General features: G+C 75.0%; 10 protein-coding genes and 1 pseudogene. 6 read left to right on the forward strand and 5 right to left on the reverse strand.

What is annotated here, in order from left to right:
• Positions 1-2: 2 nt before the first annotated feature.
• The gene (locus tag ACZ407_RS11205; protein ID WP_468127464.1) at positions 3-269 is read right to left on the reverse strand and encodes a hypothetical protein; all 267 of its coding nucleotides are present in this window, start codon (positions 267-269) and stop codon (positions 3-5) included.
• A gap of 287 nt (positions 270-556) precedes the next feature.
• On the opposite strand from ACZ407_RS11205, the gene ACZ407_RS11210 reads away from it, so the two are divergent.
• A complete protein-coding gene (locus ACZ407_RS11210) occupies positions 557-2314 on the forward strand; it encodes a serine/threonine-protein kinase (RefSeq protein ID WP_468127466.1) in 1758 nt (585 codons plus the stop codon).
• Here the strand turns inward: ACZ407_RS11210 and ACZ407_RS11215 are convergent.
• Positions 2298-3095, reverse strand: a complete 798-nt coding sequence (locus ACZ407_RS11215; protein ID WP_468127467.1) for an SGNH/GDSL hydrolase family protein — start codon at positions 3093-3095, stop codon at positions 2298-2300. The genes ACZ407_RS11210 and ACZ407_RS11215 overlap by 17 nt on opposite strands.
• Positions 3096-3303: 208 nt before the next feature.
• On the opposite strand from ACZ407_RS11215, the gene ACZ407_RS11220 reads away from it, so the two are divergent.
• Entirely contained in the window at positions 3304-4407 is a 1104-nt protein-coding gene (locus ACZ407_RS11220) for a DUF5925 domain-containing protein (RefSeq protein ID WP_468127469.1), read from the forward strand.
• Between the two features lie 7 nt (positions 4408-4414).
• Here the strand turns inward: ACZ407_RS11220 and ACZ407_RS11225 are convergent, their stop codons facing one another.
• Positions 4415-4792, reverse strand: a complete 378-nt coding sequence (locus ACZ407_RS11225) for a GntR family transcriptional regulator (RefSeq protein ID WP_468127589.1) — start codon at positions 4790-4792, stop codon at positions 4415-4417.
• Between the two features lie 85 nt (positions 4793-4877).
• On the opposite strand from ACZ407_RS11225, the gene ACZ407_RS11230 reads away from it, so the two are divergent.
• Positions 4878-5810, forward strand: a complete 933-nt coding sequence (locus ACZ407_RS11230) for a GNAT family N-acetyltransferase (RefSeq protein WP_468127471.1) — start codon at positions 4878-4880, stop codon at positions 5808-5810.
• On the forward strand, positions 5807-6340 hold the full coding sequence (locus ACZ407_RS11235) for a ribonuclease FAU-1 family protein (RefSeq protein ID WP_468127473.1): 534 nt from the start codon (positions 5807-5809) through the stop codon (positions 6338-6340). The genes ACZ407_RS11230 and ACZ407_RS11235 overlap by 4 nt, the downstream gene beginning before the upstream one ends.
• Here ACZ407_RS11235 and ACZ407_RS11240 read toward each other — a convergent pair.
• A pseudogene (locus tag ACZ407_RS11240) lies at positions 6325-6795 on the reverse strand (GNAT family N-acetyltransferase); the annotation flags it as partial. The gene ACZ407_RS11235 and the pseudogene ACZ407_RS11240 sit on opposite strands and share 16 nt — an antisense overlap.
• 223 nt (positions 6796-7018) lie before the next feature.
• On the opposite strand from ACZ407_RS11240, the gene ACZ407_RS11245 reads away from it, so the two are divergent.
• Both ACZ407_RS11245 and ACZ407_RS11250 read left to right on the forward strand, forming a co-directional pair.
• Positions 7019-8791, forward strand: a complete 1773-nt coding sequence (locus ACZ407_RS11245) for a glycosyltransferase (RefSeq protein WP_468127474.1) — start codon at positions 7019-7021, stop codon at positions 8789-8791.
• 282 nt (positions 8792-9073) lie between these two features.
• Positions 9074-10114, forward strand: coding sequence for a lytic polysaccharide monooxygenase auxiliary activity family 9 protein (locus ACZ407_RS11250; protein WP_468127475.1), 1041 nt, complete (start codon positions 9074-9076; stop codon positions 10112-10114).
• Between the two features lie 45 nt (positions 10115-10159).
• On the opposite strand, the gene ACZ407_RS11255 is transcribed toward ACZ407_RS11250, so the two are convergent.
• Positions 10160-11023: an esterase/lipase family protein gene (locus ACZ407_RS11255; RefSeq protein ID WP_468127477.1), complete on the reverse strand. Its 864-nt coding sequence runs from the start codon at positions 11021-11023 to the stop codon at positions 10160-10162.
• Between the last annotated feature and the right edge of the window lie 216 nt (positions 11024-11239).

The following is an 11239-nucleotide window of genomic DNA, read 5'->3' on the forward strand; positions in this document are numbered from 1 at the left end:
GGTCAGCGGTGGCTGCCCCAGAGCGTACGACGCAGCCGGCGCAGCGGGGCGAACAGCGAGACGCGCGCGCTCCGGCTCCGGTGGACGTGCGTGTGGTCACGCGCCGTCAACTCCCGCATCAGCAGGGTCGCTTCGGCGGCCTCGCGCTGCGGGACGGCGGGACCGCCCAGCACGGCGAGGTGGCGGTCGAGGCGCGAGCTGGTCGCGCTGCTGCCGCACGTGATGGCAGGCACGCGTGGCGGCCTGCTGCGCATCGTTATCTGTTCCATGTCTCTCCCCACCCGTACGAGGCACCCGGCCCGGGCAGGTTAACCCTATCGCCCTCTCGGCGCAGTCGGGTATCCCGGGAGGGTGATTTGACCGTCACAGCACCACATTTGACGCTCACTCACCGAAGTCGACCATTACTCTCCGCACCCACACCCCGGAATCGGTGAATCCACGGGGCTCCGGAGGGAGTTGGCGGACCGTTACGAACCGGCGGGCTGGCAAACGCGCGGAGCTCCTCTAACGTGGAGTGATCGCCCGATTGCGTTGCGCGCGGAGTGGGGGCCCCGTGACCGGAGTGCCGAGCGGTGAGCGAGTGGTGGCGGGCCGGTACCGGCTGCTGGGCCCGCTGGGCCAGGGCGGGATGGGCACCGTGTGGCGGGCCCGGGACGAGGTCCTGGGCCGGGAGGTGGCCGTCAAGGAGGTGCGGGCGCCGGCGGGCCTGGACCCGGCCGGGGTGCGCCGGCTGTACGACCGGCTGGAGCGGGAGGCGTGGGCCGCGGCCCGGGTCTCGCACCGCGGGGTGATCACCGTGTACGACGTGGCCGTCGAGGACGGCCGGCCGTGGATCGTGATGGAGCTGGTCCGCGGGCTGTCGCTGGCGGACGTGCTGGCCGCCGAGGGGCCGATGAGCCCGCAGCGGGCCGCGCACGTCGGCGAGCAGGTGCTGGACGCGCTGCGGGCCGCGCACGAGTCGGGGGTGCTGCACCGGGACGTGAAGCCGGGCAACGTGCTCATCGGGAACGACGGCCGGGTGGTGCTCGGCGACTTCGGGATCGCCCGGCTGGAGGGCAGTCCGGCCCTGACGATGACGGGCGAGGTGGTCGGCTCCCCCGAATTCCTGGCGCCGGAGCGGGCCTTGGGGCGCACCCCGGGTCCGGAGTCCGACCTGTGGTCGCTCGGCGTGCTGCTGTACGCGGCGGTCGAGGGGGTCTCGCCGTTCCGGCGGGACACTCCGCTGGGCACGTTGCGGGCGGTGGTGGACCTGGAGCTGCCGCCGCCGCGCCGGGCGGGCGCGCTGGAACCCGTACTGGCGGGGCTGCTGCGCAAGGAGCCGGCCGAGCGGCTGTCGGCGGCGGAGGCCGCCCGGATGCTGCGGCTGGTGGGCGCGGGCGGTGCGGTGCGGGCGACGGGCGGGCCGCAGGGCGGTGCGGACGGGGCGGGGCCGGCGGCCGGGCACCCTTCGAAGGAGCCGGGGCCGGGCTCGGGTCAGGCGGCCGGCCACCCGCCCACCGCGCCGGCCGGGCCGCTGCCGCCGGAGCCGGGGGCCGGGCGGCCGGGGCGGGCCGGGGCGGCGGCCGCCGCCCTCGCGGTGCTCCTGGTGGTGCTGCTCGCCGGTCTGGTCTGGCTGCTGGTGAAGGACCGCGGTACGGCGGACCGGGGCGGGGGCGGGCTCGGCGCGGGACCGGGTGCGGGCGGCAGCGCCGGGGCCACGGCCGGCGCGGGCGGGGGCGACGGCGGGACGCAGGCCGGTGCCGGGCCCGGCGCGACCGCGCAGCCGGCTCCGCCGGACACGCCCTCCGGCGCGCCGCCCGCACAGGCGGTGCGCCTGTGGCTGGAGACCGGCCGCTCCCGCTACAGCGGGGCGTGCCCGCCGGACCCGGCGCTGGCCCCGTTCTTCCGGGTGCAGGTCGCGGTGGGCCGGCTGCCGGCCGTGGTCGAGTACCGCTGGACGGCCCGATCGGGCGCCTCCCCGGGGTGGCGGACCGCGGAGTTCGCCGCGGACGGCGGGCGGACCCGGACGCTGGAGCACACGGCCCTGCAGCACGACCCGGCCGGGGAGCTGCGGGACGCGGTCCGGCTGGAGGTGCGCGCGCCGGTCTCCGCGGTCTCGGCCTGGGGGGAGTTCACGGTGGTCTGCGAGGCGGCCCCTTCGGCGAGCGCCTCCCCGTCCTGGCCGCCCTCCCCCACGGGATCCACGGCCGGATCCACCGCCGGGCCCACGGCCGGGCCCTCGCACGGAACGGTCCCGGAACCCGGTGCGGGCTCCGGGACCGGCATGGCCGGGGCCGGGACGGTCCGGGCCGGGATCAGGCCGCCGAGCTGAAGACGGGCAGGTAGCCGCCCGACTGGCCGGAGGCGGTGGGGTGGTACGACTCTCCGATGTTCAGCCAGTTGACGCTGTGCAGCCACGCGCTGCCGGAGCAGATCTCGTGGCCGGTGAAGGCGCCGGCCACCGAGGCGAAGGCGAAGCCGTGGTCGCGGGCGCGTTTGTCGGTGGCGGCGTTGAGGTAGTCGGCGGCCCCGTTGATGGCGGACCGCTCGGTCTCGGACAGGCCGGTGGTGCAGGTGCCGTTGAGCTTGTAGAAGCGGGGGTAGCCCAGCACGACCACGCGGGCGTTGGGGGCCTTGGCGCGGATGGCGTCGTATACGGCGTCCAGTCGCCCGGGCAGGGTGCTGTCCACGTAGGCCTTGGCCTGGGCGATGCGGTTCAGGCAGGTGGATTCGGACTGGAGCACGCAGGTGGTCATCACGTCGGAGAAGCCTGCGTCGTTGCCGCCGATGGTGATGCTGACGAGGCCGGTGGTGGAGTTGAGGGGGCCGAGCTGGTTGGCGGTGACATCACCCGTACGGGCCCCCGAGCAGGCGGTGAACGCGAACGAGGCGGGTGAATGGGCGTTCTTCCAGAGGACGGGGTAGGCCTTGGTGCTGCGCTTGCAGTCGCCGCTCGCGCTGTCGTAGCTGCCGGCGCCGACCCCCGAGGAGTACGAGTCGCCGAGCGCCACGTAGCCGGAGCCGGCGGCGTGGGCGGGGGCGGCTCCGAACAGGGCGGCGGACGCGGCAAGGGCCAACGAGGCGGATAAGGCCGCGAATCGGGACAGTTTCATGGACCCTCCCTTAGCAGGTTTTCTGCCATGTCCGTCGTAGCGCCGACCCCGCCCTCCCGGAAGTGTCCATGCCAAAAATCCCCGGGGAGGAGATGCGGGGAAACCCCGCGGAAACCTTCACCGGCTTGGGGTTTCGACGGAGAACCGATGCCGCCGAACCGGCGAAACCCGGGTGCGTACGGGCAGTTCGTGCCGGATCATGGGCGCCATGTCAGCCACCCCTCAGGACCCGCGGCACGCCCTGCCGATCCGGCTCGGCGTAGACGACAGCGATTCACCCTCGGACGTAGTCGACGCCCTCTTCCTCGGCCGGTTCGCGACGGGCGAGCAGCCGTACTCGCACAGCGTCACGATCGAACGGGTCAAGTCCGGTGCCACGCTGCTGCCTCCGGGAGCCCGGGTGCTGCGGGCCGCCAAGGACACCGACCGCAGCGCCACGCTCGCCGAGGGCGAGGGGTGGACCCTGCTCGTCTCCCGCTGGAACCGCGGGGCCGACGTGACGGTCACCGCCGTCACCGACGAACTCGCCGCGTCCGTCCTGAGCCTGGCCACGGACGGGGTCCAGGACGAGCCCGAACCGCAGCCCGAGAACGTCACGATGGGCTTCTGGTACATCTCGCCCCGGCGCGGCCCGCACCGCACCACCCGGCAGATCGCCGCGGGCACCTGGGCGGAGGTCCGGCCCAACTACACGGCGCCGGTGGCCGAGGCCATGGACCGCCTGATGAAGATCACCCCGGACGACATCGCGGGCCGGCTGCTGCTCCTCCACGGGCCACCCGGGACGGGCAAGACCTCGGCGCTGCGCACCCTCGCCCGGTCCTGGCGGGACTGGTGCCAGGTGGACTGCGTGCTCGACCCCGAGCGGCTGTTCAACGACGTCGGCTACCTGATGGACATCGCGATCGGCGAGGACGAGGGCACCTCCCGGGGCCGGTGGCGGCTGCTGCTCCTGGAGGACTGCGACGAGCTGATCCGCGGGGAGGCGCGGCACACCGCCGGGCAGGCGCTCTCCCGGCTCCTGAACCTCACGGACGGGCTGCTGGGCCAGGGCCGCAACGTGCTGGTCGGCGTGACCACCAACGAGGACCTGGAACGGCTGCACCCGGCGGTGGTGCGGCCCGGGCGCTGCCTGGCCCGGATCGAGGTCGGGCGGCTCAGCCACCGGGAGGCGGCCGACTGGCTGGGCACCGAGGAGGGGCTCTCCCGCGAAGGGGCCACCCTCGCCGAGCTGTTCGCCATGCGCCGCGGCACCGGTCCGGCCTCGGTGCCCGCCCAGCCCTCCTCGGCGGACTCGGGGCTGTACCTGTAGGCGGGGCTCAGGGCGCCCCGTACCGGGCCCGCAGGGCGTCCGCCGCCAGGGCGAGGGCGGCGTCCTGCGGCAGGCCGAGGCGGTGGGCGCGCTCGGCGAAGGCCTGGGCCGCGGCCGCCGCCTCGCGGGCCGCGGTGTCCCCGGCGGCCGCGACGAAGGTGCCGTTGCGGCCGCGGGTCTCGATCACCCCGTCCGCCTCCAGGGCCTTGTACGCCTTGGCCACCGTGTTGGCGGCGAGGCCGAGCTCCTCGGCCAGGCCCCGCACGGTCGGCAGCTTGAAGCCGACCGGCAGCCGGCCGGTGCGCGCCTGGTCGGCGATCTGCGCGCGCAGCTGCTCGTAGGGGGCGGGGGTGCCGGCCGGGTCGACGGAGATCTTCAGGCTCACGCTCTTCGAGGTCACCGGGCGATTCTCGCGCACCGGCCGGAAATTCGGAGGCGGCCCGGGCGGCCCGGACGTAGCGTCGGACCACATGACCGTCATCGTCCGTGATCTCCGTTCCGGCGACCCCGCAGACGCCGGGGACTTCGTACGGGTGCGCCGTGCCGCGCTCCCCTTCATGATCTGCACCGTGCCCGGTGTGGCCTTCGAACTGGCCGCCGCCCATCCCGACGAGCACTTCCGGCTGCTGGTGGCGGAGGAGGGCGGGGAGGTCTTCGGCACCGCCCAGGTCGGCGTCGCGCACGACAGCGACCGGCCGGGCCAGGCCTTCGTCAACGTCTACGTGCACCCGCAGGCCCGCGGGCGGGGCGCCGGCGTGCTGCTGCTGCGGGCGGCCGAGGAGCACCTCGCGGCCGTGGGGGCGGACACCGTGTACGCCTGGGTGCTCGACGAGCCGGAGCACCGCGCGTTCGCCGCCCGCCGCGGCTACGCGCCCAGCCGCTCGGCGCACTTCCTGCGGCTGGACCTCACCGGCACGCTGCCCGAGCCGCCGCCGCTGCCCGCCGGGGTGGTGCTGCGCTCGGCGGCCGAGTTCGAGGCCGACCCGCGGCCGCTGTTCCGGCTCGACGCGGAGACCACCCTCGACGAGCCGGGCGACGTCGGGGTCCGGCTGGACGACTACGACCGCTGGCTCCGGGAGACCTGGAGCGACCCCGAGCTGGACCGGGAGCTGACCACGGTGGCGCTGGTCGACGGGGAGCCGGCCGCCTTCAGCGCGGCCCGCACCGACGGCGCCGGGCGGTACTCCTCGGCCATGACGGGGACCCGGCGGGCCTTCCGCGGCCGCGGGCTCGCGAAGATCGTCAAGCACGAGGCCCTGCGGCGGGCTGCCGCCGCGGGCTGCACCGAGGCGTTCACCGGGAACGACACCGGCAACGCCCCGATGCTCGCGGTCAACAAGTGGTTCGGGTACGAGGTCTGCGCCACCGAGGTGCGGTACGCGAAGAAGCTGGAGGGCGCGTGAGCGGGCAGCGCACGGTCACGGTCGAGCTGAGCAAGGCCGGCCGGGTCAAGATCCGCTATCCGGCCGGGCTGCTGTCCGACGACGGCGTCCGCATCAGCGTGCGCGCGCCCTGGGCCGCCGACGGGGTGCGCGACTTCGGCTTCGTGCGGTTCGAGCCCGGAGACGTGTTCACCGAGCACTTCTGGCGGGACCGGTGGTACGCGGTCAAGGAGGTGCGCACCGGTGCCGGGGAGCTGAAGGGCTGGTACTGCGACGTGACCCGGCCGGCGGTGGTGTCCGGGGACGAGGTCCGGGTGGAGGACCTGGACCTCGACCTGTGGGTGTCGGCGGACGGTGCTCAGGTGCTGCGCCTGGACGAGGACGAGTTCGCGGAGAGCGGGCTGGCCGTACGGGATCCGGAGGCGGCGGCGCGGGCCGTGGCGGCCCTGGACGAACTGGAGGGGCTGGCCCGGGGCGGCGCCTTCGGGGAGTCCTGGCCGGGGGCCGGCGGGCCGGGCGGCGGCGGGGTCCGGCCGAGCCGCTTGCGGTAGTGGAAGCGGTCGTAGATCCCGTCCACGCGGCGCTCGGTGAGCTCGTACCCGTAGCGCGGGTAGAGCTTCCGGTTCTCCCACATGAGGGCGTTGGTGTAGAGGCGGATCTCGGGGAGGCCGAGCGCGTGGGCGCGGGTCTCGGCGAAGGCGAGCAGCCGGCGGCCGAGGCCGGTGCCGTGCGCGGCGGGGTGGACGGCCACGCTGTCGAGGAAGAGGTGGTCCGCGGCGGGGACCAGGACGACCAGTCCCGCGACCGGGTCGCCGGTCACGTACACGTGCCCGGCGGCGATCTCGGCGGCGTGGTCGGCGTCCATGGGGGCCGGGCGGATGCCGATCCGCTCGACGTAGGGGGCGTAGGCGGCGTCGGTCACCGCGCGGACCGCGTCGAGGTCGGCGGCGGTGGCGGGGCGGGGGGCCGCGGCCCCGGCGGTCCGGTGGGTGGGCTGGTCGGTCATGTCCGATGAGCTTAGGTCCATACTTTCTGTTGATGGTCCGTACCCGATGCGCAGAAATGGGATGTCCCGGCGAATGAGCTCCTTCTCTCCTCACGCACCCGTGCCGGGCGGACCGAACGGGCCCGTGCCCGACCCGAACCTCCCCGTGCCGCCGCCGTTCCCGATACCGGGGGCCGCCGTGCCGGGAGCTTCCGTACCGGGTGCGTCCGTGCCGGGTGCGTCCGTGCCGGGAGCTTCCGTACCGCCGCCGTTCCCGATGCCCGGGGCCTCGCCCGCGCCGCCGTTCCCGGTGCCCGGCACCCCCGTGCCGCCGCCGTTCCCGGTGCCGGGCGGCGCCGCCGTACCGCCGCCGTTCCCGGTGCCGGGCGGCGCGCCCGTGCCGGTGCAGGACGCGCCCGCGGCCGGGCCCGTGCCCGACGTCAGCGTGGTCATCGCGGTCTACAACGCGATGCCCTACCTGACGGAGTGCCTGGACTCGGTGGTGTCCCAGTCCCTGGGGATCGACCGGATCGAGGTCATCGCGGTCGACGACGGCTCCACCGACGGCAGCGGGGCCGAGCTGGACCGCTACGCCGCGCTGCACCCGCAGGTCCGGGTGCTGCACCAGGCCAACACCGGCGGCCCGAGCATCCCGCGCAACCGCGCCCTGGACCTGGCCCGCGGCCGGTACGTGTACGTGGTCGACTCCGACGACTACCTCGGCAAGGAGACCCTGGAGCGGCTGCTCGCCATGGCCGAAGGCCAGGGCAGCGACATCGTGCTCGGCAAGGCGGTCGGGCTGGGCCGCTCGGTGGCCGACAAGGCGCACAAGCACATGGAGCGGGCCGACCTCTACACCTCCGAGGTCTACCGCTCGCTGCACAGCGCCAAGCTGTACCGGCGGGAGCTGCTGGAGCGGGACGGCGGCATCCGCTACCCCGAGGACCTGTGGTTCGGCGAGGACCAGCTCTTCGTGACGGCCGCCTACCTGGCCGCCGGGCGGATCTCCGTCGTCGGCGACTACGACTGCTACTACCTGCGGCGGCGCGAGGACGGGCAGAACATCACCGCGCGCCGGCGGACGGCCAACGAGAGCATCCAGCACATCGAGCGCGTGATGCGGATGGTCTCCGACCGGGTCTCGGACCCGGTGGGCCGCCGCCGGATGCTCGGCCGGCACTTCCGCAACATGGTGGGCAAGGCCCTGATCCCGGCCGCGCGCGCGTACGCCGCGGACCCGGCCTTCACGACCGAGGTCTACCAGCGCGGCCGGGCGCTGTGCGAGGCGTACTGGACCCCGGACATGGCCGGCGAGCTGTCCGCGCTGGACCTGCTGCGGCTGTACTGCTTCACGCAGGGCCGGTTCGACGCCTTCGCCGAACTGGCCGCGTACGACCCGGCGGAGACCCCCGCCGAGCTGGTCGTGGACAACGGCCGGGCGTACCGGCGGTTCCCGCTGTTCCGCGATCCGGCGGCCGGGCTGCCCGACAAGCTGTACGACGTCACGGAGAAGCTGAAGGCGCGGCACCGGCTGTACGCGATGACGTGGAAGGACGGCCGGGTGCGGCTGACCGGCCACGCGTACGTGGAGGGCCTGGGCACCGGCCGGATGGAGAGCCGGGTCCTGCTGCGCGAGCGGGCGACGGGCCGCGAGCACCGGGTGCCGGCGGTGCCCTGCCCGGCCTCGCCCGAGCTGGCGGCGGAGGCGGAGAAGCGCGGGGTGGACCCGGCCACGGCCGGCTTCCGCGCGGACCTGCACCTGGCCACCCTCGACGGGGGCGCGCCGATCGGCCCGGGGGTGTGGGACTGCTTCCTCGACGTGGTGGCGGACGGGGTGGTGCGGACCGTCCGGGTGGGCCGGCTGGCCGGGCCGGACCTGGACCGGACGGCGCGGGCGAGCCGGGTGGTGGCCCGGGACGAGGCCGTGGCCACCGAACTGACGGCGGCGCCGTTCTTCACGGGCTACGGGAACCTCAGCTTCGAGGTGGTCCGCCGCTTCGTGATGCCGACGGGCTGAGCGGGCGCTCCCGGGACGCGAGCGGCGGGTCCCGCGGCGGGTGCGGCGGCGGGAGCGGGGGGAGCGGCGGCGGGCGGCGCAACCGGCTTGGTGCGGCAGGCCGTTCGGGCCGCGGCACGGGCCCAGTCTGAGCCCCCGCTTACCCCCGCCTTAACGGCGGCCTAAGGATCCCGGCCGGGGCGCCGGAGGCCCGTTCTGCGGGGTTCCGGGCGGCTAGCTTGCGTGTCGCAGCCTGCGCTGCGCCGCCCAGCGCCACCTTGCGCCGCCCGAAGGAGAACTTCCATGACCGCTCGCCGTCCGGCCGCCGCCGTCGCCGTCCTCGGCCTCGCTCCGCTCGCGCTCACCGCGCTCGCGGCCGCGCCCGCCGCCGCCCACGGCTCGATGACGGACCCGGTCAGCCGGGTGGCCGCCTGCTATGCGGAGGGGCCGGAGGCGCCGAAGTCCGCCGCCTGCAAGGCGGCGGTGGCGGCGGGCGGCACCCAGCCGCTCTACGACTGGAACGCCGTGAACATCGCCAACGCGGCCGGCCGGCACAAGCGGCTGATCCCGGACGGCCGGCTCTGCTCGGCGGGCAACGACAAGTACCGGGGCCTGGACCTGGCCCGCCGGGACTGGCCGGCCAGCAGGCTGACCGCCGGCAGGCACACCTTCCGCTACAAGGGGACGGCCCCGCACCGGGGCACGTTCGCGCTGTACGTGACGAAGGACGGCTACGACCCGTCGAAGCCGCTGAAGTGGTCGGACCTGGAGGCCAAGCCGTTCGTACGGGTGACGGACCCGCGGATGGAGGGCGGGGACTACGTGTTCAAGGGGACCGTCCCTCGGAAGTCCGGCCGCCACCTGATCTACAGCATCTGGCAGCGCTCGGACAGCCCGGAGGCCTTCTACACCTGCTCGGACGTGGTGTTCCGCAAGAGCGGCACCGGCGGCACGCGGCCCTCGGGCACCCCGGACGCCGCTCCGGGAGCCGCCGCGCCCGCCGCCTCCGGGCCCGCGGCCGAGGCGCCGACCGCGGAGCAGATCCGGAGGGACGCGGCGAAGGGCACCGCGGGCGGCGGGCACGGCGCGCACGGCAGCACCGGGGCGGGGGCCGGTGCCGGGACCCCGGAGGGCGCGGCCGACGCCGGGGGCAACCGGCCCGTGGCCGCCGGCAACGCGGTCCCGCTGGGCGCCGGCGGGGACCTGGCGCAGACCGGCGGCGGTTCCGGCACCACGCTGATCGCCGTGTCGGGGGCCGCTGCCCTGGCCCTCGGCGCGGCCGTGCTGTTCGCCTCGGCGCGCCGGCGGTCCGCCGCCCGCGGCGCGGGCCGCCACGCCGGCTGACGGCGGCCGGGGCCGGATCCGGGCCGGACGGGCCCTGCGCCCCGGTCAGTCGGTGTCGAAGACCGAGGCGCAGGTGGTCCGTTCGGCGTGCTCGGGGTCGAGCGCGTTCTCGGCCGCGTGGAAGGCGATCCGGTCGGTCAGGCCGATCGCCACGTGCTCGGAGAGGTCCAGCGGGCACAGGTCCTGCAGGACGACGTTGCGTACGTCCCCGCCGGTGAGGAAGCCGCTCTGGTAGGGGGTGACCACCTCGTCGTACCGGGTGGCGATGACGGTGTACTTCACGCCGGGGACGGTGTCGCCGCCCGCGTTCAGCCGGTTCAGGAAGTCCGAGCCGGCGATCTGGTCGGCGAGCCCGGGGGTGGCGGAGCTGATCAGGTCCTCCGCGCCGGGGAAGAAGGGCAGGAGTTCGGTGAGCCCCGAGAGGGTGGTCCCGTGGTTGTCCGGGGCGAGCCCGACGAGGGCGTTGACCTTGGCGGCCCCGCCCAGGAACTTCAGGTACCAGCGCGGCATCATGCCGCCCTGGGAGTGGCCGACGAGGTCGGCCTCGGGGGCGCCGGTGGCCGCGAGCACCCGGTCGACGAAGGCGGCGAGCTGCCCGGCGGACTTCTCCACGGGGCCGAGCCCGTGGAAGAAGGGCACGCCGGGCAGCTGGCCGTAGTCGAGCGAGTAGACGCAGTATCCGCGGTGCACCAGGTACGGGGCGAAGGCCAGCCAGTTGTCCACCGAGTTGCCGAAGGTCCCGTGGACCAGGACCACCGGCCGCGGGTGGGCCGCGGACGGCTTGCACGACCAGTCGTTCCAGCCGGCGGAGGGTGCGGTGGCGGCCTGGGCGGCCGCGGTGGGGGCGAGGGCGGCGGCCGCCAGCATCAGGGCGGTGAGGGGACCCAGCAGGCGTCTCCAGGGCAGCATCGGGTGATCTCCTTGCGGGGAAGGGGAAAGCGATGGGGGGATTCGCCCGTGATCCGGATCACAAGGTGAGCTGCATCCGTCAAATTACGGGCGGGTAGCAGAAGAGGGAAGTTACGCGCCGGTAAAAACTGCCGCGCCGTCACCCGTCGGCAGGTACGGGGGCGTTGATCGGACGTGTTGCTCCGGGTTGTCGGTCCGGGCTGTTGCTCCGGGTCG

This window comes from Streptomyces sp. NPDC030809, from assembly GCF_055572195.1.